The following is a 23,713-nucleotide window of genomic DNA, read 5'->3' on the forward strand; positions in this document are numbered from 1 at the left end:
TGGACGAAACACGATATCGAAGAGGATCCGCATGATCGAGCTTTCCCGTCGTAGCCTGATCGCCACCAGCCTGGCGGCGAGCGCGGTTCCCGCGATCCCGGCATCGGCGCGAGCCGGCGCGGCGCCAAAGCCCTATGGCGCCGTGCCCAGCGCCCGGCAGTGGCGGTGGCATGGCCGCGAGCAATACGCCTTCGTGCATTTTTCGATCAACACTTTCACCGACAAGGAATGGGGCTTTGGCGACGAAGATCCCAAGCTGTTCGACCCCAGCGATTTCGACGCCGACCAGATCGTTGCGGCCGCCAAGGCGGGCGGACTCGAAGGGCTGATCCTCACCGCCAAGCACCATGACGGCTTCTGCCTGTGGCCGACTTTGCGCACCGAGCATTGCATCCGCAACAGCCCCTACAAGGACGGCAAGGGCGATATCGTGCGTGAGATGGCGGAGGCCTGCCGGCGCGCGAAGTTGCCCTTCGGCGTCTATCTGTCCCCCTGGGACCGCAACCATGCCGAATATGGCCGTCCGGCCTATGTCGACTATTTCCGCGCCCAGCTGACCGAATTGTGCACCCGCTACGGCGAATTGTTCGAAGTCTGGTTCGACGGGGCCAATGGCGGCGACGGCTATTATGGCGGCGCGCGAGAGGCGCGGAAGATCGATGCGCCGCGTTACTATGACTGGCCGTCGATCGTCGCCTTGGTCCACAAGCTCCAGCCCAATGCCTGCACCTTCGATCCGCTGGGTGCCGATATTCGCTGGGTGGGCAATGAGGATGGCATCGCGGGCGATCCGTGCTGGCCGACCATGCCGAACAAACCCTATGACCAGAAGGAAGGCAATTCCGGGGTGCGTGGCGGTGCATTGTGGTGGCCGGCGGAGACCGACGTGTCGATCCGCCCGGGCTGGTTCTACCACGCCGATGAGGATTCGAAGGTGAAGGGCCCCGAGCGGCTGATCCGGCTGTACGACGAGTCGGTGGGGCGGGGGACCAATCTCAATCTCAACATTCCCCCGATCGCCGCGGCCGGATCCCCGACCAGGACGTCAAGATCCTGAAGTCCTTCGGCGATGCGATCCGCGCTACCTTCGCGCGCGATCTGGCGCAGGGGGCGGTCGCGCATGCCAGCCACAGCCGCGGTCCGGGCTTCGAGCCGGCGCGGGTGCTCGACGGCAATCGCGAGAGCTATTGGGCAAGCCCCGATGGCGTGACCGATCCGACGCTGACGCTCGATCTGAAGCCGGGGACGCGCTTCGACGTGATCCGTCTGCGCGAATATCTGCCGCTGGGTGTCCGCGTGACGCGCTTCGCCGTGGATGCGGAGATCGACGGCAATTGGCGGACGTTGGCCGAGCATGAATGTATTTCCGCGCAGCGCGTCATCCGGCTCGACGCGCCGATCGCGCCACGGCGTGTGCGGCTGCGCGTTGTCGAGGCGCCGGTTTGCCCCGCGATCAGCGAATTCGCGTTGTTCCGCGCGGTTGCACCGGTGCCGGTGCCGGCGATCGTGTCGACCGATCCCAGCATTCTCGACGTGACCAGATGGACGATCGTATCGGCCAGCGCGCCTGGCGCGGAGAAGCTGCTCGACAACGAGGCGGCGAGCATCTGGGTCCAGCCGCGTCCGACGCCGGGGACGCCGGCCCGCGTGACCGTCGATCTGGGCGCGGATACGCTTCTGGCGGGGTTCAGCCTCACACCCTCGCGCCAGGTGATGACGGATGCGGCACCGCCCAAAGGGTATATCGCCGAAACGAGTCACGATGGCACCAATTGGGAACCTGGCGCCAGCGGCGAATTCTCGAATATCGCTTATGCGCTGTCGACCCAACGGATCGCCTTTGCCAAGACTCGATCCGCACGGTTCCTGCGATTGACCTTTGCCGAACCGGCCGTGCCGGCGGCGCGGCTTGCGATAGCCGGCATCGGTGGGTTCACCGCCCAGCGCTGATTTCATTGCGAGCACAGTTTGCGAAGGGGTTTCGAGATGTCGAGCCCGCCTACTCGACTGCGTGCGCGTGATCCGCTGCGTCGATAGGCGCCCAATATTGCCCTTGGTATGCTTGTTTTGCCGATAGGATAGCACCAAAGCGCTTTTTGGTATTGAAATGTCATTTCATATATGACAACTTCATTGCGTTGCCGGCGCGTGTGAACGACGATGCCGGTCGCACCCGAGTATCAGGGGTCGTGGCAATGAAGACGCCTCGTCGCAGTGCAATCGCACCAGGGCTCGGGAAAGCCGCGATGGCTGCGGCACGGCCTCAGCCGGCCCAGCCCGGGCGATACGTTCAAATCCGGCCGCAAGCGGCCGAGCAGAAGCTTCGTGCCTCGCGGTCGGCGCCGAAAACGGCGTGCCGCGGGGGAACGACGCAGATCGACAAATAATCAACGATAAAAGGGGTCACCGGATGTCACGTTTGAATCGATTGCTACTGGGCACGACTTGCCTTGCAGCCCTGTTCGCGGTGCCTGCGATGGCGCAGGAAGCCGACACTCCCGCCAGCACCGCGGCGGCGCAGAACGAGGGTACCAGCGAGGGTGACATCATCGTCACCGGCAGCCGCATCACCCGTCCCAACATGACGGCCGCGGCGCCGATCACGTCGGTCACTTCCGAATCGATCCGTGCCCAGGCGGCAGTGAACATCGAGGAAGTGCTCAACCGCATTCCGCAGATCGCGCCCGACAGCCAGCAGAATTATCAGGATTCGGACGGCCGCCAGCGCGTCAAGCTGCGCAATCTCGGTTTCGAACGTACGCTGACCCTGATCGACGGCAAGCGCGTCGGCACGATGAACGGCGTCGACGTCAATATGATCCCGACCTCGCTGATCCAGCGCGTCGATGTCCTGACCGGCGGCGCTTCGGCGGTGTACGGCTCGGACGCGGTCGCCGGTGTCGTCAACTTCATCATGAAGAACGACTTCGAGGGCATTCAGCTCAACGGGAATTACAATTTCTACGCCCACGACAATCAGCCGGGCCTCGTTTCGCAGGTTGCCAGCCAATATGGCTTCGGGCAGCCCAGCCACGGCCTCGCAGTCGATGGCGGCCGTATCGACCTGTCGTTGACCGCGGGCACCAAGCTGTTCGACGACCGCTTCCACGTCTCCGGCTATGTCAATTATCGCAAGGGCGAGCTCGTGCCCAATGAGGCGCGCGAGACCGCAGGTTGTCAGCTGATCGAGAACGTCAAGGACGGGCCGCTGGCCTGTTCGACTTCGACCTACAGCTATCACGGTTACGTGTCGCCGCGCACCGGCGCCAATAACGGCAACCAATATGTCAACAATCCGGACGGCAGCCGTAGCTTCGTTCCCTTTTCGGACGCAGTCGCTGCCAATCCCTATAGCGACTATTCCTTCCAGCGCAGGAACGAGCGCTGGAATGCCGGCGGCTTCGCGTCGTTCGCGATCTCGGACGCGGCAGAACTCTATGCCAGCGGCATGTGGTTCCGCGACAAGTCGGCCAACGGCTTCCCCGCGCGGCTCTACAGCTACACCGCCTTCGGCTCGGCGCCCTATCAGGTGAACTGCAACAACCCGTTCCTCTCCGCCTCGCAGGCGCAGGTGATCTGCGGCGCGCAGGCAGGGACCAGTGCCATGGTGCCGATCGAGCTGCGCTATCGCTTCAGCGGCGTGCCGGACCTCGAGGACCGTTATCTGAACGAAGGGCTGCGCATCACCGGCGGCGTCCGCGGTGATTTCGCCGAGGGCTGGAGCTACGATGTCGGCGGCGTCTATGCGCGCAACCAGCAGGACTGGAGCTGGTCGTTTCCGTCCGTCGATCTAGTCAACAACGCACTGAACGTCGTCAACGTCGGCGGCGTGCCGACCTGCGCTTCGGGCGCGGCCGACGGCTGTCTCCCCTCGATCCGTTCAGCTCGCGCTCGACCGTCAACAATACGGCGGTGTTCGATTATCTGACGCGCGACAGCTACGGCAGCCAGACCACGATCAACAAGCTCTACAACGTCATCGCGACGGTGCAGGGCGACCTCGGCACCTATGGCATCAAGAGCCCGTGGGCGGAGCAGGGCGTGGCGATCGCGTTCGGCGCGGAATTCCGCGAAGACCAGCTCGAGGGCTTTGCCGACCAGCTCTGGCGCGACAATATGGGCGGAACCGACCAGAGCCTGTCGCAGCATGTCTGGGAAGGCAATGTCGAGCTCCAGGTGCCGATCGCGCAGCACAAGCCGTTCGCCGACCTGCTGCAGTTCAACGGCGCGTACCGCCTCTCGAAGTACAGCAGCAATCCGAACACCTTCTCGACCTGGAAGGCGGAAGCGCTGTGGGCGCCGATCCCGGACATCACGTTCCGCGCCTCGATCAACCGCGCCCAGCGCGCGCCGACCGTGGTCGAGGCGTATCAGGGCAGCAACCTCAGCTACGACCGCATCACGACTGCGTATAACGACATCTGCGCGCCGACCCGCGTAGGGACCACGACCGACCCGAACACGGGCCAGCAGGTTCCGGTCTATGGCGCTCCCCAGGCGTCGCAGGCAGTGTGCGCCGCCACGGGGCTGGCCGCCAACCTCTATGGCAGCCCCACCTTGCTGTGCCCGACCGACGTCGGCTGCACGGTGCGCCGCGGCGGTTTCACCGTCGATCCGGAAACGGCCTATACCAAGACCTTCGGCCTCGTATTGCGGCCACGGTTCCTGCCGGGCCTGACGCTCTCGGTCGACCGGTTCATGATCGATCTGAACGATCTCGATCGGCTATAACGACTACGATTATTTCTCGAACGGGTGCCTTGCCACCGGCAACGACTTCTTCTGCCGGATGTTCGTGCGCAACGCCGATGGCACGCTCTACAGCGCGCCGGCCGGCAATCCGGCCACCGGCTATCTCCGGGGCGGTACGACCAACTACTATAAGAGCAAGTCGCACGGCTGGGATTTCCAGGGCCAGTATGCACTCCCGCTGGGCGGCGCGGGCCGGCTCGACTTCGACTTCATGGGCTCGCTGACCACCCTCGCGGGCGGCCAGGATTCGCCGATCCTGCCCAAGTATAATTGCGCCGGTTACTATGGCGGCGGCTGCGGTCAGCTGATCCCGAAATGGACCCATGCGCTCCGCACCACCTACACCACTGCCGACCAGTTCTTCAGCGCCTCGGTGAACTGGCGCCATCTGGGTCCGCTCACCAACGTGACGAACTCGGGCGATGCGGCGCTGGGCTGGACCGCGGCGGGCGAGCGGACGACCTTCTACCGGATCGATCCCTATGACTATATCGACCTGGCGCTCAGCTTCCGGGTGAACAAGGCCTATTCGTTCCGGATCTCGGCGAACAACCTGTTCGACAAGACGCCGCCGATCCTGCCGAATTCGTATAATTACGGCCTGTCGCGCAGCAACACGCTGTCGGCGCGGTATGACTCGCTCGGCCGCCAGATCGCAGTGGGAGCGACGCTCAACTTCTAATCTGAATTCCTGAACTCGAAGAGCCTCCCCGATGGCCCACCCCTTCCCCCGGGGTGGGCCCTTTTTGAGGGGCGGTCGGGCTTCACTCGTCCACAGATTTGATTTGTCGGCGGGCAGAGGTGCGCAACCCATGTTGCGTCGGGCGATGCCCAACCCCTAGATGCGGCAACGCTGATTCTGGATACGACATGACCGCTACCCATTCGACTCGCATGCTCATCCTCGGCTCGGGCCCGGCCGGGCTCTCGGCCGCCATCTATGGCGCGCGCGCCGGACTTTCACCGATCGTGGTGCAGGGTATCCAGCCCGGCGGCCAGCTGATGACCACCACCGATGTCGAGAATTATCCCGGCTTCCGTGAAGTGATCCAGGGGCCGTGGCTGATGCAGGAGATGCAGGCGCAGGCCGAGCATGTCGGCGCGCAGATGCTGTGGGACACGATCGTCGAAGTGGACGTCAGCCAGCGGCCGTTCCGCATGGTGGGCGATAGCGGCACGGTCTATATCGGCGACACCCTCGTGATCGCCACCGGCGCGCAGGCCAAGTGGCTCGGGCTCGATCTCGGAGGAGCTGCTGAAGGGCAAGGGCGTCAGTGCCTGCGCGACCTGCGACGGCTTCTTCTTCCGCGGCAAGAAGGTAGCGGTGATCGGCGGCGGCAACACCGCGGTGGAGGAAGCGCTCTACCTCACCAATCACAGCCACGATGTGACTCTGATCCATCGCCGCGACAGTCTGCGTGCCGAGAAGATCCTGCAGCAGCGGCTGTTCGCGAACGAGAAGATCACCACGCTGTGGAACAAGAAGGTCGAGCGGTTCATCGACGGTGGCGGTGTTGCCGGGCTGGTCGGCATCGAATTGAAGGACATGGTGACCGGCGAGGTCTCGACGCTCGAAGTGGATGGCGGATTCGTCGCGATCGGGCATCATCCGGCGACCGAGCTGTTTCGTGGCCATATCGCGCTCGACGACGACGGCTATATCACCGTCGAGAAGGGCACGACGCGGACCAACGTCCCCGGCGTGTTCGCGTGCGGCGACGTGATGGACAAGCATTACCGCCAGGCGATCACCGCTGCGGGCACCGGGTGCATGGCTGCGCTCGACGCCGAACGCTTCCTTGCGGAGGCCGATTTCGAGCAGGTCGCCGAAGCAGCGGAGTGATCTAGGACAGTTTCTTCAGAATTTGTTCGAAGAGCCATTGCTTGTCCCCCACCGAGGCGAAGCTGTGGCTGGCGCTGTCCAACTCCTCGATCCCGGCCTTGGCGCGGGCGGCTTCGAAGGCTGGTCCGGCCCAGGCGTCGCGGAAGGCGATCGCGGCGTTGTCGCCCTTTGCCAGCAAGACGGTGACGGGAATGCGCGCCTCCCCGAGTGCGGTTGCCAACCGGGCGGGAAGGCCGTTCTCTTGCTGAGATTTTGCGCGATAAACCTTGAGTAAGCCACTGACTAGCTTCCGAATATCTACGCTGCCTCGCAGCAGCCGGACCCATTCGCGCGGATCGCGCAGCCGCTCGGCATAGCGCGCGCGGATCGCTGCGGCGGGGGTAGGTCGTCGGTTGCTTCGATTACCCAAGGGTTGGCGAGAACCAGTTGGTCGATCCCCGCGCGGGCGTGGAAGAAGGCGAGGGCGGTGGCCGCGTCGCAATTGCCGAACGCGGCGATACGGGTGAGGTGGGGGCGGCCTGGCGAAATGCGGCTGCGGCTGCGGCAATATCGTCCGGGCTGCTCTCGAAGCCATGATTCTCGCCGCTCGAGTCGCCGACGCCACGGCGGTCGAAGCGAAAGACCGGATGCCCTGCTTCGGCGAGCCGCCCGGCGAGCAGCGCCATACCCCGGTGCGCACCCACGCGGATCTCGTTGCCGCCAGAGACGATCAGCAGGCCGGTAGTGCCGGGTGCCTCGTCGAGCGTGCCGAACAGCGTCTCGCCGGCGCAGGGGAATTCGATCAGCTTTCGCATGCGCGCACCCATGCGGCGATGTCGTCGGCGAGCGATGCGGCCAGCGCAGGGTCGTTGTCGGGCTCGGTCCGGCGCCAGAGAGGCGCGCCCGGAACCTTGAGATCGGCCGGGCGGGCGTCGCTCTCCAGACGGATCGTGCGGCTCTGCGCGGTAATGCCGGCCGCGGGGAGTTCGCCGAGCAGTATCGGAGAAACCGGGTTGCCGCCATATTCGTCACCACCGCCGGCCTGACGCAGTCGCTCGAGTTCGCGGAGCAAGTCGGGGCCTGTGGTTGGCGCGAAATGCCAGCGTCCGCCCAGCATGGCGGTGACGTCGAGCAGCGCCCCACTGCGGATGCCGAGCGCATAGGCAGTGCGGTCCGCATGGCGTGCCGCAGTCGCAAAGGCATCGCGAAGGTGCGCGAGGCGGACCGCGTCGGTCGGAACGAGGCTTTCGCTTTGTCCGGGCAAATCGGGCAGCGCGCCCGCAATGCCACGCTCGGCCAGCGCGCGCAGGATCCTGACGACGAATGCCCGTGTGCGATTGGCTTCCTCGAACAGCGGAAGCGCCGCGACTACGACCGGACCGGTATCGGGGCCGGAGCGAAGCATCGCCTCGCGGCCACCGGCCCAGTCGTAATGGTCGATCAACCGAGCGCCTTGTCGGCGGCGAAGCGGGTGAGCGCGCCGAAAGTCTCGAGCATCTCGCCGTCGACCTCGTCGTCCTCGATCAGGATGCCGAGCCGATCCTCGATCTCCGTGAGCACGCCCGCCACCGCGAGCGAATCGAGTTCGGGGAGCGCGCCGAACAAGGGCGTGTCCTCGTGGAACGCGGCGGCGCGCTCTTCGCTCAACCCCAGCACGTCGCGCAGCACCCCGCGCACGGCGTTTTCAACCTCTGCGAACCCTTCGCGCTGCAATGCATATCCCCTGCGAGCGATTTTTCGTCTCCGTAAGGCTTGGCGGGTGCGCTGCCAAGGCTAAGGTCGGTGATGATGACCGAGCTCGATCCCGTTCCGAAACCGATCGACACGCTGCCCGGGTGCGGCGCGGCGGGCGCCGTGGCGCTGGAAGATCGGGTGGGGGCTGACTTATGGGGAGCTCGAAACCAGGGTTGGCAGCATCGCGCATTGGCTGGCGGGGCAGGGGTTCGCGGCGGGCGAGCGCGTCGCGACTTGGCTGCCCAAGACGCGCACGGCTTGCCTGATGCCGCTGGCGGCCCCGCGCGCGGGGCTGGTGCATGTGCCGGTCAATCCGGTGCTCAAGCGCGCGCAAGCGGCGCATATCCTCGCCGACAGCGGCGCGCGGTTGTTGGTGACGCAAGCGGCGCGGATCGCGGCGCTGGAGCGGGGTGACCTGCCCGATGGCTGCACGGTCGTTACCGAGGAAGAACTCGTTTCCGACGATGTGCTGCCGCCTTCGCGCGCCGATACCGATGCGCTGGCGGCGATCCTCTACACTTCCGGCTCGACCGGCCGGCCCAAAGGCGTGATGCTGAGTCATGCCAATTTATGGCTCGGTGCCATAAGTGTAGCGCATTATCTTCAGATCAGTTCTGAGGATCGCGTGCTCGGCGTGCTGCCGCTGAGCTTCGATTATGGGCAGAACCAGCTCTTCTCGACCTGGGCCGCGGGGGCGGGTGATCCCGCTCGATTATCTGATCGCGCGCGACGTGGTGAAGGCAGTGGAGCGTCATGACGTCACCAGCCTGGCCGGGGTGCCGCCGCTGTGGGTGCAATTGCTGGAGGCGGAATGGCCGGTGGAGACCGCGGCGCGGCTGAAGCGGCTGACCAATTCGGGCGGCGCGCTGACGCCGCGGCTGGTGCGCGGGCTACGTGAGCAGTTTCCGAACGCAGATCTCTATCCGATGTACGGACTGACCGAGGCGTTTCGTTCGACCTATCTGGAGCCTTCGCTGGTCGACGTGCATCCGGATCTCGATCGGCCGCGCGATCCCCTTGCCGAGATCATGGTGGTACGTGCCGACGGCAGCCGCGCGGCGCCGGGCGAGCCGGGCGAGCTGGTCCATGCCGGGCCACTGGTGGCGCAGGGCTATTGGCGGGATGCGGAGCGCACCGCACAGCGCTTCCGTCCGGCCCCCGAATTCGCCACAAGCGGTGGCATGGCGGTGTGGTCGGGCGATACGGTGGTGGAGGATGCGGACGGATTGCTCCGCTTCGTCGGACGTGACGACGAGATGATCAAGAGCGCGGGTAACCGGATCAGCCCCACCGAGATCGAGGATGCGGTGCTCAGCGGCGGCGAAGTGGCCGAGGCGGCGGCGTTCGGCGTGCCGGACGAGCGGCTGGGGCAGACGATCGTGGTGGTGGCGCGGGGTGACGGTTCGCGTGAGCACGATCTGCGCGAGCGGCTGCGGAGGGAGTTGCCGAGCTTCATGCAGCCGGCGCGCTATGACTGGCGCCCGGAATTGCCGCGCAATGCCAATGGGAAGCTGGACCGGACGGCGCTGAAGGCATCGCTCTCTACCGTTCGTGCTGAGCTTGTCGAAGCACCGTTCTCCTCCTTGGGTGGCAGGCGTGAAGGAGGACGGGCCTTCGACAAGCTCAGGCCGAACGGGGAGGGGAATCATGAACGCCAAACCCTTCGGCCCGATACCGCCCGAATTCCGGGACCTCGACGCACTGCCTTGGCTCGACGAGGTGACCCCGGCCTATGTCTATGACTTTCGCATCGTCGCGGCGCGGATCGCGCGGTTGCGGCGGCGCTGCCAGCAGGTGTCGCCGTGCATTATGCGATCAAGGCCAACCCGATGCCGGCGCTGCTCAAGGCGATCGCGCCGTTGGTCGACGGGCTCGACGTCGCCTCGGCGGGGAGATGGACCGGGCACTCGACGTCATGGCGGCGAATGCGATCAGCTTTGCCGGGCCGGGCAAGCGCGATGCCGAAATCGAGCTGGCGATCCGGGCGGGAGTGACGCTCAATGTCGAGTCCGAGAGCGAGGGACAGCGCGCGCTGGCGATCGGGGGATGCTGGGGATGCGCCCGAAGCTCGCGGTGCGGGTGAATCCCGATTTCGAGCTGCGCGGATCCGGAATGAAGATGGGCGGGCGCGCCTCGCCTTTCGGCGTCGAGGCGCAGCATGTCGCAGGGTTGGTCAAGCGGTTGATCATCGGCGGTGCCGAGTGGCGGGGCTTGCACATCTTCGCCGGATCGCAGTCGCTCGACACGCAGGCAGTGATCGAGGCCCAGGCGGCGACGGTGGCGCTGGCGGCGCGGATCGCCGAGGAAGCGCACCGCGCGCCGCCTTTGGTCAATCTGGGGGCGGGTTCGGCATTCCCTATTTCCCCGGCGACGTGGCGCTCGACGTCGAGGCGATCGGTGCGGCGCTGGCGGGCGAGCTCGACCAGCTCGATACGCAGTATGCAATCGAATTGGGACGCTGGCTGGTGGGCGAGGCGGGGGTATATCTCGCACGGGTGATCGACCGGAAAGTGAGCCAGGGGAGACCTTCCTGATCGTCGACGGCGGGCTCAACCATCATCTCGCGGCGACCGGCAATTTCGGCACCGTCGTCCGCCGCAATTATCCGGTGGCGGTGGCCCATCGGATGCAAGACCCAGCCGAGGAGACCGTGACGATCGTCGGGCCTTTGTGCACGCCACTCGATCGGCTGGCAGACCGGGTGGCCTTACCCACGGCGGCGGTGGGTGACGTCATCGCGATCTTCGCCTCGGGAGCCTATGGCGCCACTGCCAGCCCTTCGGCGTTCCTCGGCCATCCGCCGGTGCGCGAAGTGCTGATCGGGGCGAACCACGCCTAACGCTATCTTTACCTCTGAAGACCATAGCTTGCCCTGATCCAGGCGGGGAAGCGGCCGAGACGTTGGCCGTGTTCGACCCTGCCGGGGAGGGAGCTCGAGCATGTTTTTCAAGTCGTTTGGCAGGGTTTTGGCGGGACTTGGCGTCACTGCCGCTTTGCTGTCGGGATGTTCCGGGGGCAACCGTCCCGAACTGCCGCCCGCGGGTGCCGTCGCGGGACGCGAGGCGCCGAGCGAGGAATATGTCATCGGTCCGATGGACCAGCTCAACGTCTTCGTGTGGCGCAATCCCGAGCTGTCGGCGAAGGTCCAGGTGCGCCCCGACGGCCGCATCACCACGCCGCTGATCAGCGACATGCCCGCCGTGGGCAAGACCCCGGCGATGCTCGCGGACGATCTGAAATACGCGCTCGGCGAATATATCAAGGACCCGATCGTATCGGTGATCGTCGAGAATTTCTCGGGCACCTACAGCCAGCAGGTCCGCGTCGTCGGCGCGACCGAGAAGCCGGCATCGATCCCTTATCGCGCCAACATGACTGCGCTCGATGCGATGATCGCCGTCGGGGGCTTGAGCGAATTCGCCTCGGGCAACCGCGCGCGGCTCGTCCGCTACGACCAGCAGACCGGCAAGCAGCGCGAGTACAAGATCCGCCTGGGCGATCTGCTCAAGAACGGAGACATTTCGGCGAACGTCCGCCTCGCACCGGGCGATGTTCTGATCATCCCCGAGAGCATGTTCTGAGGATCGCGGAACATGGGTAGCCTTTTCGACGAACTGCGCGCCGCGCTGCACGCGGTATGGATGCGGCGCTGGCTCGCGCTCGCGATCGCCTGGGGACTGTGCCTCGCCGGGTGGCTGGTCGTGTCGCAGATGCCGAGCAGCTATGAATCGCGCGCGCGGATCTTCGTCCAGCTGCGGCAGATCCTGCCGACCGACGGCGGCGCTTCGGCGGCCGCGCAGCAGCGCGACATCGATCGCGTCCGCCAGACGCTGACTTCGGCGGTCAATCTCGACAAGGTCGTGCGCGGCACCGATCTCGCCAGGACCGTTTCGACCGACCGCGACGTCGCCGATCGGATCGCGGGGCTGCAAAAGGCGATCAAACTCACCGCGCAGCAGGACAATCTGTTCGAGATCAGCGTCACTGCGCCGAGCGGCAAGATGGCGCAGCAGATCACGCAGAAGCTGATCGACATCTTCGTCGAGGAGAATCTCGCCGATGGCCGCGATGCCAGCGGGCAATCGCTGCGCTTCCTCGACCAGCAGCTCGACGTGCGCCAGAAGGCGCTGCAGGAAGCCGAGGCCAAGAAGGCCGATTTCGCGGCACGCTATCTCGGTTCGCTGCCGGGCACCGGCTCGCTCAACGATCGCATCGGCGCGGCGCGCGCCCAGCTTTCGCAGATCGAGTCGGACCTCGCGGCGGCGCAGAGCGGCCTCAGCGCAGTGAACGGACAGATGGCGGGAACGCCGATGAACGTCGCAGGCCAGGGCGCCCCGGTCACCGGGCCGGCGCGTGCGCGGCTCCAGGCGATCCAGGGCCAGCTCGCCGAAGGCCGCAGCCGCGGCTGGACCGACAGCCATCCCGACATGATCGCACTCAACAACCAGCTCGCCGCGGCGCAGGCGGCGGCGCGCGCCGAACCGGCCGTGGGTGGCGCGGCTGGCGCCAGCAACCCGCTCTATCTGAGCCTCAAGTCGATGCAGGCCGACAAGGCCTCGACCGTCGCCGCGCTCACGCAGCGCAGGGGCCAGATCGAAAGCGATCTCGACCAGTTCGAGGCCAAGATGGCCGGGGCGCCCGGGCTCGCCGCCGAGCAGGGCCAGATCGACCGCGAATATCAGGTCCTCAAGGATCAGTATGACAAGCTTCTCTCGGACCGCGAGCAGGTGCGCATCCGCAGCCAGGCGCAGACCGAGACCGACGCAGTGAAGTTCAACGTCGTCGATCCGCCAACGCTGCCGCGCGCACCGACCGCGCCAAATCGTCCGCTGCTGCTCACCGGGGTGCTGATCCTCGGTCTCGGCGCAGGCGTTGCCGGAGCATTCGGGCTGGCGCAGCTGACCACGACCTTCTCCACCGCTTCCCGGCTGGAGAAAGCGAGCGGCATGCCGGTGATCGGGTCGATCGCCGAAGTGGTCACCGCAGCGCAAATCGAGATGCGTCGCAGGAAGTTGATGATGTTCGCCGGCGCCACCGCGGGGCTTGTGATCGCGTTCGTCGGGCTGCTCGGCGTAGAATTCCTCCAGCGCGGCATGGGGGCCTGAGATGAACGACGAAACCCCGCGCCGTTATCGCGGCTCGCTGCTCGAGCGGGCGGCGGAGCAATATGGCTTCTCTCGGCCGGCAGTTGCGCGCACGCCGATCGCGACGCCGGACGAAGAGCCGCTGACGCTGAGCGTCCCCGCGCCCGAGCCCGTGCGCGAGATGCCGGCCCCCGAACCGCAGGCGCCGCTGCTGCGTCGCGGCGTCGAGCCCGAGGCGCCTGCGCCCCTCCGGGCCGAGCCGGAGCCGAAGCCCGCGCCGCACACCGGACGCCTTTATGCACCGATAGACCGCATCGCGCTCCGCGAGGGCGGGATGCTCGTCCCCGGTGGACAGATCACTGCCATGGCGGAGGAATTCCGCATGGTGAAGCGCCAGCTGCTGCTCACCGCACGCGCGGTGGCGACGAAGGACGGCGCCAAGGCCGCCGATCGTGCGCGGATGATCCTCGTCTGCTCGGCACGGCCCGACGAAGGCAAGACCTTCTGCGCGATCAACCTCGCGCTTTCGATGGCGGCCGAGAAGGACATGGAGATCCTGCTCGTCGACGCCGATTTCGCCAAGCCGGATGTGCTCGGCCGGCTGGGGCTTCCTGAGGGCCTGGCTTGCTCGACGCGTTGGCCGGAACCGTTGCCAATGTCGAGGAGTGCATCGTCGATACCGACGTGCCGCAGTTCTCGGTACTCCCGGCGGGCACCAGGACCAACAACGATACCGAGCTTCTGGCGAGCGACCGTGCCCGCGCGATCCTCGACGGACTGGCAAAGGCCAATCCGCGCCGTATCGTGATTTTCGATTCACCGCCCGCGCTCGCGGCGTCGCCCGCGGCGGTACTCGCGGCACAGGCCGGGCAGGTGATGCTCGTCGTCCGCGCCGATCGCACCAGCGAGAGCGACCTGCGCGAGGCGGTCAGCGTTCTCGACGGCTGCGAGCATATCCAGCTGCTGCTCAATTCGGTTTCGTTCCAGCCCGGCGGTCGCCGGTTCGGCAATTATTACGGGGAGGCGGGGAGTGACCCGGCTTATCATCGCCACCATGGTCGCGCTCGTCTGCGCGGCCTCGCCGGCCACTGCCCAGCGCACGCGGGTATCACCCTATATCGAGGCGAGCCAGGTGCTCGTCTCCGATCTGAGCAATGGCGGCGACGTGCTGACCTATTCGACGGTCGGCGCCGGCATCGATGCGCAGGTGACCACTCGCCGCGTCGAGGTACAGGTGAGCTACCAATACGAGCACCGCTTCTCGTACGACAAGGATCTCGCGGACGATTCGATGCACAGCGGCCTTGTCCAGGCGCGCGCGAAGATCACGCCTGAGCTTACGATGGAAGGCGGCGCCATCGCGACGCGCGGCCGTTCCGACATCCGCGGCGATGCGTTGGGCACCGCGCAGGGTAATGTCCGCAACAGCAGCCAGGTCTATTCGGTCTATGCCGGGCCGAGCCTCGCCACGCATGTCGGCAAGGTATTCGCCAATGCCGCCTATCGCTTCGGTTACACCAAGGTCGAGGCGCCCAATGGCGGCACCGGCGTTCCGGCCGGATCGCCGCCGCTCGATCGCTACAATGATTCCAAGGTTCATGTCGCGACCGCCAGCGTCGGCGTGAAATCGGGCAACGGGCTGCCTGTGGGCGTTACTGCCAGCGGTTCGTTCACCCGCGAGGATGCCGGGCAGCTCGATCAGCGCTTCGAGGGCAAGTTCGCCCGCGGCGACGTAGTGCTCCCGGTCGGCCGCGGCGTCGCGCTCGCAGCGGGCGTGGGTTATGAGAAGATCGAGGTCAGCCAGCGCGATGCGTTGCTGAGCGGCGGCCTGCCGGTGATCGACGGCAATGGCCGCTTCGTCACCGATCCGTCCTCGCCGCGCCGGATCGCTTATAATTTCGACGGCACCTTCTGGGATGCCGGCGTGATCTGGCGCCCCAGCCGCCGCACCTTCCTCGAGGCGCGTGTGGGCCGCCGCTACGGTTCGATGAGCTATACCGGCTCGGCCAGCTACCAGATCGGTCCGGGCAGCGGCGTGCAGATCGGCGTCTACGACAGCGTCGAGACCTTCGGGCAGCAGCTCAACGGCTCGCTCACGCGGCTGCCGACCAGCTTCGTCAACACCACCGATCCGTTCGGCAACCAATTCAGCGGCTGCATCTTCGGCACCACCGGCGCCGCGGCGGGCGGCTGCCTCAACCAGGTGTTCGCATCGACGGTGACGTCGGCCTATCGCTCGCGCGGCGTCACCGGCGTCGCGGTGCTCAATCGCGGCAGCACGCGGATCGGCGTGGGCGGCGGCTATGCGCGCCGCACCTTCCTCACGCCGCAGAGCGTGGGCGGGGTGAGCATCGACGGCACGTCGGACGAGAGCATCTACGCGCAGCTCTTCGCCTCGGGCGACGTCGGCCGCAACGGATCGATCAGCACCAGCGTGTTCGGCAGCTACTACAATAGCGATCTCGCCGGGGCACAGGGCATTGTCGGCTACGGCGCGAACACCGCTTACACGCACATGTTCGGACCGCTCGGGGCGACGGCGTCGCTCGGGCTGTTCGGCTTCGACAGGGAAGGCGATTCCAACGCGACTGCGCAGGCGCAGGCGTTGGTGGGGCTCCGCTACGGATTCTAGGACCGAGGCACGCAGATGTACGACGATCATTATGGACTGAGCGGCAGGCCGTTCCAGCTCACGCCGGACCCGCGCTTCTGGTTCGACACCGCGACGCATCGCAAGGCGATGGCCTATCTCGGCTATGGGCTGAGCCAGGGCGAAGGCTTCGTGGTGATCACCGGCGATCCCGGCGTGGGCAAGACCACGCTGATGGGCCATCTGCTCGGCGAGATCGACGAAGAGCGGCTCAACGTCATCAAGATCGTCTCGACCCAGCTGCGTCCCGAGGACCTGCTCCAGACCGTCTGCGCGGGGCTCGAGATCGACGCGAACGGCGCGAGCAAGTCGGCGATGCTGGCGGCAGTGGAGCATGGCCTGCACGCGGTCGCGCGTGACGGTCGCCGCACCTTGCTGATCATCGACGAAGCGCAGGCGCTTCCGGCGGAGAGCCTGGAGGAGCTGCGCATGCTCTCCAATTTCCAGGCCGGCGGCTATGCGCTGCTCCAGATCTTCCTGCTCGGCCAGCCCGAATTCCGGCTGACGCTGCACGACGGCAAGCTCGAGCAATTGCGCCAGCGCGTGATAGCGATGCACCATCTCGCGCCGATGGATGCCGATGAAGTCGAGCCCTATCTGCTGCACCGCCTGTCGTGCGTCGGCTGGCGGGGCAAGCCGCGCTTCACCAACGATGCGCTGGTGGCGATCCACCGGTGGTCTGGCGGGATTCCGCGCCGGGTGAACCAGCTCGCCGGCCGCGTGATGCTGTTCGGCGCGATCGAACAGCTCGATACGTTCGGCGCGGCCGAGCTGGCGGCAGTGATCGACGATCTCGACAACGATGCCCCGGCGCGCGTCGCACCCGTCCAAAACCATGCGCCGGTCGAGCCGCTCGAGCTACGCGACATCGCGCCCATGGCGATGGGCACGCCGATGCCGTCGGAGCCGGTCGAGGCACGGCCGCTGCGCGCCGAAACCGTTGTCGAGACGCCTGCGCCCGTCGCCGAAGCCCCGCTCGATCGCCGGATTGCCGAGCTCGAGAAGCAGCTCCAGGAGCAGGATGCGGCGCTGCGCCGGGTGCTGACCCTGCTGGTCGATTGGGTCGAGAGCGGCGACAGCGATCGCCGTCCGGACTTGTCGAGCCTGCGCGGGCACGCGGCCTGACCGACATGCTGGTCAACGGCCTCTCGGTAGATGTCGAGGACTGGTTTCAGGTCGGGGCGTTCGAAAAGACGATCGCGCGCGATGACTGGGACGGGCTCGAGCATCGCGTCGAGGCGAACACCGATCGCGTGCTGGCGCTGTTCGGCGCGGCCGGGGTGCAAGCGACGTTTTTCACGCTCGGCTGGGTGGCGAAACGCTATCCCGCGCTGATCCGCCGCATCGCCGAAGCAGGGCACGAAGTGGCCAGCCATGGCTGGGCGCACCAGCGCGTCTTCACGATGGAGCCGAAGCAGTTTCGCAAGGATCTGGCCGATGCCCGGGCGGCGCTGGAGGATGCGAGCGGCACCGAAGTGACCGGCTATCGTGCGCCGAGCTTCTCGATCGATCTCCGGACGCCCTGGGCGCATGCCGAACTGGCCGAGGCGGGTTATCGTTATTCGTCGAGCATCGCGCCTATCCGGCACGATCATTATGGCTGGCCCGAAGCGCCGCGCCGCGCCTTCCGACCGGTCGGCGATGCCGAGCTGATCGAGCTGCCGATCACCATTGCCCGGTTTGCGGGACGCGAGATCACCGCGGGGGCGGGTTCTTCCGGCTGCTGCCCAATAGCGTGACCGATCGCGCGGTGCGCACTGCCAATGCAGCGGGTTCGCCCGCGGTCTTCTATTTCCACCCTTGGGAAGTCGATCCCGACCAGCCGCGCGTCGCCAATGCGCCGCTCAAGTCGAGGCTGCGGCATTATGCCCGGCTCGGCGCGATGGCGGGCAAGCTCGAGCGGCTGATCGCCACCCATGCCTGGGGGCGGATGGACGCGATCGCCGCGCGCGAAGCGGAGCGGCTGCAATGAACGCGCCGCTGCTGACCCGCCCGCTGGCCCTGCGTGCCGCCGATCTGGGCGATGCGGGCGAGCGTGCGCGGTTCGGCGCCTGGGTACACGACCATCCGGAAGCTACGCCGTTCCATCTGCCGGCGTGGAGCGTGGCGGTGGCCCGCGGGTGCCGGCAGAAGAGCCATTACCTCGTCGCCGAGCGCGGCAATGGCGATATCGCCGGCGTGCTGCCGCTGACCGAGATGCACTCGCCCTTATTCGGGCGGGCGCTGGTTTCGGCAGGGTTCGGGGTCGGTGGAGGCGTGCTCGCCGACAATGCGGCTACTGTGCGCACACTGGCCGAGGCAGCCTGGGCGCTTGCCGGACGGTTGAGCTGCCCGAGCGTCGAACTGCGCGGCGGGGCGCTGCCCGGGCCGGACTGGCACGTCGACGATAGTACCTATCTCGGCTTCGTGCGCGATCTTGCGCAGGACGACGAGGCCGAACTGCTCGCGATCCCCGGAAGCAGCGCGCCGAGGTGCGGCGGTCATTCGGCAACGAACTGGAGGTCGTCACCGGAGACGACGCGGCGACGCACTATGCGCTCTATGCGGAATCGGTACGCAATCTCGGCACGCCGGTGTTTCCGCGTACGCTGTTTTCCGAAGTGCTGAACGAATTCGGCGAGGCCGCCGACGTCCTGACCGTGCGCCACCACGGCATGGGCGTATCGAGCGTGCTGAGCCTCTACTGGAAAGACGTCGTATATCCCTATTGGGGCGGAGGCGGCGATGCGGCGCGGGCGCTGCGGGCCAACGATGCAATGTATTTCGGGCTGATGCGGCATGCGCGCGAGCGCGGCTGCAAGCGCTTCGATTTCGGGCGGTCCAAGACGGGGACGGGCGCGGCGGCGTTCAAGAAGAACTGGGGCTTCGAGCCGGAGCCGCTGGCCTATTTTTCCCGCGCAGCCGACGGTGCGGCGCCCCGGAAAGTGAATCCGCTCGATCCGAAGTACACCCTGCAGGTAAAGGCGTGGAAGCGCATGCCGCTATGGCTCGCCAACCGCATCGGTCCGTGGATCGCGCAGGGGTTGGGCTGATGGGGGACGTGCTCTTCCTCGCGCACCGCGTGCCGTATCCGCCCGATCGCGGCGACAAGATCCGCAGCTTCCACATGCTCCGGCACCTGGCGAAGCACCGGCGCGTCCACCTCGCCGCTTTTGCCGACGATCCTCGCGATATGAACCGCCCGGAGCTGGCCGAATTCACCGCCAGCCGCGCGATCGTGCGGCGGAGGAAATCGCAGGCGGTGGCAGGGGTTCAGGCGCTGGCGTCGGGGCGGCCGCTGTCGCTCGCCGCGTTCGACGATGCGGCGATGCGGCGCACCGTCGTGGACGTGCTGGCGCGCGAGGATGTGGAGACGATCTTCGTCTTCTCGAGCCAGATGGCGCAATATCTGCCGGCCGAGCCGCATGCCCGTGTGATAATGGATTTCGTCGACATGGATTCGGCGAAGTTCGCGTCCTATGCGGAGGCGGCGAAGGGACCGATGCGCTGGATACTGGCGCGCGAGGCGCGGCTGCTGATGGCTTATGAGGGCGCTGTCGCGGCACGCGCCGATGCGAGCCTGTTCGTTAGCGAGGCCGAAGCAAGTTTGTTTCGCCAGAGCACCGACGCCGAGCGCGTGCAGGCGATCGAGAACGGCATCGACACCACGCATTTCGATCCGGCGGCGGATTTCGCGCACGTGGATGCGGGGCCAGCGTTGATCGTCTTCACCGGCCAGATGGACTATCGCCCCAATATCGAGGCAGTGACCTGGTTCGCCGAGGACATCCTGCCGTGCGTGCGCGCAACGCATCCCGATGTCCGCTTCGCGATCGTCGGCCGTAATCCCGCCGAGGCGGTGAAGGCACTGGCGAAAAGCGGCGATGTTATCGTGACCGGCGAAGTCGAGGATGTCCGCGGCTGGCTCGCCGCAGCGGCACTGGTGGTGGCACCGCTCAAGCTCGCGCGCGGGATCCAGAACAAGGTGCTCGAGGCAATGGCGATGGCGCGGCCGGTTGTGGCTTCGAGCGCCGCGGCGGAAGGCATCGACCACAAGGGAACGATCGCGGTCGCCACCAGTGGCGGGGACATCGCGGATGCCGTGACGCTGCTGCTGTCGGATCGGCGGAAAGCCGCCGAGCTTGGCCTCGCTGCCCGGGCGCGTGTGATGGCGCGCTATGGTTGGGACGCACGGCTGGCGCCGCTCGATGGCCTTATCGGCTTGCCGCCGCGTCTGGGGCGAGCGGCATGACCGTCGCGGTGCCGCAGAGCGATTTCACTCGGGACGAGGCGCGTTTCGATGCGCGCTGGAAGCGGCACGCGGCGATTCTCGCGGGGGCTTGGGTGGTGCTCTTGCTGCTGTTCCGCCGCGACGCGATCGATCTCGCGGCGATCTACTGGACCAACACTACCTTCGGGCACTGCCTGTTCGTCGCGCCGGTGATCGGCTGGCTGGTCTGGCAGCGGCGGCGCGAGCTTGTCCTGGTGCAGCCGCAGGGCTGGTGGCCGGGGCTGGCGCTGGTCGGAGCGGGCGGGCTCGGCTGGCTGCTCGGCGATGCCGCAGGCGTCGCATTGTTCCGCCATGCCGGGCTGGTGCTGATGCTGCAGGGGACTGCAGTGAGCGTGCTCGGTCCCAATGTCGGCCGCGCGCTGCTGTTTCCGCTGGCGTATATGTTCTTCCTCGTGCCCTTCGGCGATTTCCTCGAAGGGCCGCTGCAGGACATCACCGTCGCGATGGTGATGCCGTTGCTCCATTTGTTCGGGGTGCCGGCAAGCGTCGACGGCGTGCTGATCACCACCTCCAACGGCTATTTCGAAGTCGCCGAAGCGTGTTCGGGTGCCAAGTTCGTGATCGCGATGATCGCGTTCGGCGTGCTCGTCGCCAATGTCTGCTACGTCTCATGGACACGCCGCGCGGCGTTCCTCGCGATGGCGCTGGTGGTGCCGGTGATCGCCAACGGGTTGCGCGCGTTCGGGACGATCTATGCCGCGTGGTGGACTTCGGTCGAGGCGGCCACGGGGATGGATCATATCGTCTATGGCTGGGTGTTCTTCGCGGCGGTGATGGCGGCGGTGCTTGCGATCGGCTGGAAATGGTTCGATCGCGATCCAGATGCGGCATGGTTCGATCCATTGGGGCTGCAGGGACCGGTCACGGGCCGCGCAGGGGCATCGGTGACGGCGTTGCTCGCACTGACGGTCGCGAGCCTGTTCCTCGGCTGGTCGAGCCTGATCGCCGCGCGCGCAGCGCCGCTGCCGGCGAACGTCGAACTGCCGCAGGTCGCCGGCTGGCACCGCGTTGGATCGAGCACGGTCGCGCCCTGGTCGCCTCATTATCCGGGTGCGGATCATTTCCTGATCGGTCATTATGCCGACGGGCGCGGCAGGACGGTCGATCTTGCCGTCGCCGTCTATGCCAGCCAGCACGAAGGCAAGGAACTGGTCGGCTTCGGCATCGGCGCGATCCGCGAGAATGATCGCTGGGTGCGCATCGCCGACCTGCCGGACCTGGCGGGCGGCTACGCGCTGCGCATGACCGGCCCGGGGCGGGTGGAACGCGCGACGGTTAGTTGGTACCGCGTCGGCGATACGCTGACCGGGAGCGACAAACGCGTGAAGTTCGAGACGTTGAAGACCAAGGTGCTGGGGGCAATCAGGCCGCGGTCGCCGTTCTGGTGTCGGCCGAGCAAGGGCCGGATCAAGGCGCGCAGGCGGCGATCGAGGACTTTCTCGGCGCGCTCGGGCCCGTGGACGCGTTCGCCGACCGCATGGCCGGTCGCTAGACGATGTGCGGCATCGCGGGGCTCTATTACCCCGCCATAGCGAAACCCGTGGACCCCGCCCGCATCGTGGCGATGCGCGACGCGCTGGCGCATCGCGGGCCCGACGGAGCGGGCGTGTGGACCGCGCCGGGCGTGGGCCTCGGGCATCGACGGCTATCGATCATCGATCTCGAAGGCGGCGTCCAGCCGATGGCGACGCCGGACCAGAGCGTGGTCGTCACGTACAATGGCGAGATCTACAATTTCCGGGAAGTGCGCGCCGAGCTCGAGGCGAAGGGCGCGCGGTTCCAGACCGAGAGCGATACCGAGGTACTGCTCCATGGCTGGCGGGCCTGGGGTCCGGGGATGCTCGAAAAGCTGAACGGGATGTTCGCCTTCGCACTGTATGACGCGGAGAAGCAGAGCCTTTTCCTCGCGCGCGACCGGTTCGGGGTCAAGCCGCTCGTCTACACGAAGCTCGCAGATGGCGGCGTGGCTTTTGCTTCCGAAATCAAGGGGTTACTGGCGCATCCGCTGTTCCGTCGGCGGCCGGATTTTCGTGCCGTCGAGGATTATCTCGGGCTCGGTTATGTGCCGGACGACGCGTCCCTGCTGGTGGGTGTGAAGAAGCTCCCCGCCGGCCACTTCCTGCTGCTCCAGCGAGGCAAGCGCATGCCGCAACCGGTGCGCTGGTGGGACCTGGACTTCTCGAACCGCGCGACGGGCAAGACCCGCGATCTCGAAGCCGAACTGATCGAGCGGATGCGGGCGGCGGTGCGCGCGCGGATGATCGCGGATGTGCCGTTGGGGGCGTTCCTCTCGGGCGGCGTCGACAGCAGCGCGGTAGTCGCCTTGATGGCCGAGGCGAGCAAGGCGGCGGTCAAGACCTGCACGATCGGCTTCGACGAGGCCGGGCACGACGAGAGCGATTATGCCAGACGCGTATCCGAACGCTTTGCGACCGCACATCGATCGAGAATCGTCGGTTCGGACGATTTCGCGCTGATCGACACGCTGGTCACGGCGTTTGACGAGCCCTTTGCCGACGCATCGGCATTGCCGACTTACCGGGTGTGCGAGCTGGCGCGCGAGACGGTGGCCGTGGCGCTGTCGGGCGACGGCGCGGACGAGGCGTTCGCCGGCTACCGCCGCTACAAATTCTTCGCCGCCGAGGAGCGCGCGCGTGCGCTGTTCCCCGAGAAGTTTCGAACGAGCGTTTTCGGGACCTTGGGGCGGCTTTATCCCAAAGCCGACTGGGCGCCGCGGGCGTTTCGCGCGAAGACGACTTTGCTCGCACTGGCCGAGAATGGCGAGTTCGCTTATTCGAAGGCAGTGGGCGTCACGAGCCCCGCGTTGCGCGACCGGCTCTATACCAGCGCCGCGAAGCACACGCTCGCCGGGCACACCGCCGAGCAGCGTTATGTCGATACCATGCGCAAGGCACCGGCCCGCGACGCGCTCGATCGCGCGCAATATGCCGACATCCAGCACTGGCTGCCCGGCGACATCCTGACCAAGGTGGACCGGACCAGCATGGCGGTGAGCCTCGAGGCGCGCGAGCCCTTGCTCGACTATCGGCTCGTCGAATTCGCCGCGACCTTGCCGCCTTCGCTGCGGATCAAGGCGGGGCAGGGCAAATGGCTGATGAAGAAGGCGCTCGAGCCCTGGCTGCCCAAGGAAATCCTCTACCGGCCCAAAATGGGGTTCGTAACGCCGATCAGCGCCTGGTTCCGTAACGCTCTGGCCGACGAGGCGGCGGCGCTGGCGAAATCGCGCGTGCTCACCGGGACCGGCTGGTTCGAACCCGCAGCAATCGAGAAGCTGGCGGCGGACCACAAGGCCGGGCGGGCCGAACATGGACGGACTTTGTGGCAGCTGCTGATGCTGGAGCGGAGCCTCGAACGACTGTTCGGCTGAGGCCTCGATCGTC

The 23,713-nt window shown here is 66.5% G+C and carries 14 protein-coding genes and 7 pseudogenes; 17 read left to right on the forward strand and 4 right to left on the reverse strand.

The genetic code is table 11. The features are described 5' to 3' along the window. The first annotated feature begins 31 nt into the window (after positions 1 to 31). The 5 genes and pseudogenes from PIB19_RS01680 to trxB all read left to right on the forward strand — a co-directional run bounded on the left by PIB19_RS01680 (position 32) and on the right by trxB (position 6,595). A pseudogene (locus tag PIB19_RS01680) lies at positions 32 to 1,950 on the forward strand (alpha-L-fucosidase). Positions 1,951 to 2,410: 460 nt separating this feature from the next. Continuing rightward, complete coding sequence (locus PIB19_RS01685) at positions 2,411 to 3,928, forward strand: TonB-dependent receptor plug domain-containing protein (protein WP_271239426.1); 1,518 nt, start codon at positions 2,411 to 2,413, stop codon at positions 3,926 to 3,928. Beyond that, complete coding sequence (locus PIB19_RS01690) at positions 3,862 to 4,731, forward strand: TonB-dependent receptor domain-containing protein (RefSeq protein WP_271240885.1); 870 nt, start codon at positions 3,862 to 3,864, stop codon at positions 4,729 to 4,731. Before PIB19_RS01685 ends, PIB19_RS01690 begins: the two co-directional genes overlap by 67 nt. Positions 4,732 to 4,789: 58 nt before the next feature. Next, positions 4,790 to 5,434, forward strand: a complete 645-nt coding sequence (locus PIB19_RS01695) for a TonB-dependent receptor domain-containing protein (protein WP_271239427.1) — start codon at positions 4,790 to 4,792, stop codon at positions 5,432 to 5,434. A gap of 188 nt (positions 5,435 to 5,622) precedes the next feature. Continuing rightward, positions 5,623 to 6,595: pseudogene (gene trxB, locus PIB19_RS01700) on the forward strand (thioredoxin-disulfide reductase). Between the two features lies 1 nt (position 6,596). On the opposite strand, the gene PIB19_RS23435 reads toward trxB, so the two are convergent. The 4 genes from PIB19_RS23435 to PIB19_RS01715 are packed head-to-tail and all read right to left on the reverse strand — an operon-like array spanning position 6,597 to position 8,287. Next, positions 6,597 to 7,004, reverse strand: a complete 408-nt coding sequence (locus PIB19_RS23435) for a hypothetical protein (protein WP_443018674.1) — start codon at positions 7,002 to 7,004, stop codon at positions 6,597 to 6,599. Continuing rightward, positions 6,997 to 7,389 (reverse strand): hypothetical protein, encoded by a 393-nt coding sequence (locus PIB19_RS23440; RefSeq protein ID WP_443018676.1) that lies wholly within the window; start codon positions 7,387 to 7,389, stop codon positions 6,997 to 6,999. The genes PIB19_RS23435 and PIB19_RS23440 overlap by 8 nt, the downstream gene beginning before the upstream one ends. Beyond that, entirely contained in the window at positions 7,377 to 8,018 is a 642-nt protein-coding gene (locus PIB19_RS01710) for a hypothetical protein (RefSeq protein ID WP_271239428.1), read from the reverse strand. Before PIB19_RS01710 ends, PIB19_RS23440 begins: the two co-directional genes overlap by 13 nt. Beyond that, positions 8,015 to 8,287 (reverse strand): acyl carrier protein, encoded by a 273-nt coding sequence (locus PIB19_RS01715; protein WP_271239429.1) that lies wholly within the window; start codon positions 8,285 to 8,287, stop codon positions 8,015 to 8,017. The genes PIB19_RS01710 and PIB19_RS01715 overlap by 4 nt, the downstream gene beginning before the upstream one ends. A 75-nt stretch (positions 8,288 to 8,362) precedes the next feature. Between PIB19_RS01715 and PIB19_RS01720 the strand changes: the two are divergent. From PIB19_RS01720 to PIB19_RS01775, 12 genes and pseudogenes are all read left to right on the forward strand, one after another. Next, positions 8,363 to 9,852, forward strand: a pseudogene (locus PIB19_RS01720) (acyl-CoA ligase (AMP-forming), exosortase A system-associated); the annotation flags it as partial. 103 nt (positions 9,853 to 9,955) lie between these two features. Next, positions 9,956 to 11,147: pseudogene (locus PIB19_RS01725) on the forward strand (pyridoxal-dependent decarboxylase, exosortase A system-associated). A gap of 100 nt (positions 11,148 to 11,247) precedes the next feature. Further along, positions 11,248 to 11,889: an XrtA/PEP-CTERM system exopolysaccharide export protein gene (locus PIB19_RS01730; RefSeq protein ID WP_271239430.1), complete on the forward strand. Its 642-nt coding sequence runs from the start codon at positions 11,248 to 11,250 to the stop codon at positions 11,887 to 11,889. A gap of 12 nt (positions 11,890 to 11,901) precedes the next feature. Next, a complete protein-coding gene (locus PIB19_RS01735; RefSeq protein ID WP_271239431.1) occupies positions 11,902 to 13,413 on the forward strand; it encodes an XrtA system polysaccharide chain length determinant in 1,512 nt (503 codons plus the stop codon). 1 nt (position 13,414) lies between these two features. Continuing rightward, positions 13,415 to 14,421 (forward strand): annotated as a pseudogene (locus tag PIB19_RS01740) (AAA family ATPase); the annotation flags it as partial. 1 nt (position 14,422) lies between these two features. Next, a complete protein-coding gene (locus PIB19_RS01745; protein WP_271239432.1) occupies positions 14,423 to 16,024 on the forward strand; it encodes a hypothetical protein in 1,602 nt (533 codons plus the stop codon). Positions 16,025 to 16,039: 15 nt separating this feature from the next. Continuing rightward, complete coding sequence (locus tag PIB19_RS01750; RefSeq protein WP_271239433.1) at positions 16,040 to 17,167, forward strand: ExeA family protein; 1,128 nt, start codon at positions 16,040 to 16,042, stop codon at positions 17,165 to 17,167. A gap of 5 nt (positions 17,168 to 17,172) precedes the next feature. Then, positions 17,173 to 18,014: pseudogene (locus PIB19_RS01755) on the forward strand (XrtA system polysaccharide deacetylase). After that, positions 18,011 to 19,074, forward strand: a pseudogene (locus tag PIB19_RS01760) (FemAB family XrtA/PEP-CTERM system-associated protein). The pseudogenes PIB19_RS01755 and PIB19_RS01760 overlap by 4 nt, the downstream one beginning before the upstream one ends. Beyond that, positions 19,074 to 20,273, forward strand: a complete 1,200-nt coding sequence (locus tag PIB19_RS01765) for a TIGR03087 family PEP-CTERM/XrtA system glycosyltransferase (RefSeq protein WP_271239434.1) — start codon at positions 19,074 to 19,076, stop codon at positions 20,271 to 20,273. The pseudogene PIB19_RS01760 and the gene PIB19_RS01765 overlap by 1 nt, the downstream one beginning before the upstream one ends. Beyond that, positions 20,270 to 21,844, forward strand: coding sequence for an exosortase A (xrtA, locus tag PIB19_RS01770; protein ID WP_271239435.1), 1,575 nt, complete (start codon positions 20,270 to 20,272; stop codon positions 21,842 to 21,844). The genes PIB19_RS01765 and xrtA overlap by 4 nt, the downstream gene beginning before the upstream one ends. Further along, on the forward strand, positions 21,808 to 23,700 hold the full coding sequence (locus PIB19_RS01775; protein WP_271239436.1) for an XrtA/PEP-CTERM system amidotransferase: 1,893 nt from the start codon (positions 21,808 to 21,810) through the stop codon (positions 23,698 to 23,700). The genes xrtA and PIB19_RS01775 overlap by 37 nt, the downstream gene beginning before the upstream one ends. Positions 23,701 to 23,713: the final 13 nt, after the last annotated feature.

The organism is Sphingomonas sp. 7/4-4, from assembly GCF_027941955.1.
Taxonomy (GTDB): Bacteria; Pseudomonadota; Alphaproteobacteria; order Sphingomonadales; family Sphingomonadaceae; genus Sphingomonas.

Coding starts and splice junctions, on each gene's coding strand:
- PIB19_RS01730 (WP_271239430.1), top strand. CDS start 11,248: ATGTTTTTCAAGTCGTTTGGCAGGGTTTTGGCGGGACTTGGCGTCACT.
- PIB19_RS01775 (WP_271239436.1), top strand. CDS start 21,808: ATGTGCGGCATCGCGGGGCTCTATTACCCCGCCATAGCGAAACCCGTG.
- PIB19_RS01685 (WP_271239426.1), top strand. CDS start 2,411: ATGTCACGTTTGAATCGATTGCTACTGGGCACGACTTGCCTTGCAGCC.
- xrtA (WP_271239435.1), top strand. CDS start 20,270: ATGACCGTCGCGGTGCCGCAGAGCGATTTCACTCGGGACGAGGCGCGT.
- PIB19_RS01695 (WP_271239427.1), top strand. CDS start 4,790: ATGTTCGTGCGCAACGCCGATGGCACGCTCTACAGCGCGCCGGCCGGC.
- PIB19_RS01765 (WP_271239434.1), top strand. CDS start 19,074: ATGGGGGACGTGCTCTTCCTCGCGCACCGCGTGCCGTATCCGCCCGAT.
- PIB19_RS01750 (WP_271239433.1), top strand. CDS start 16,040: ATGTACGACGATCATTATGGACTGAGCGGCAGGCCGTTCCAGCTCACG.
- PIB19_RS23440 (WP_443018676.1), bottom strand. CDS start 7,389: ATGCGAAAGCTGATCGAATTCCCCTGCGCCGGCGAGACGCTGTTCGGC.
- PIB19_RS01735 (WP_271239431.1), top strand. CDS start 11,902: ATGGGTAGCCTTTTCGACGAACTGCGCGCCGCGCTGCACGCGGTATGG.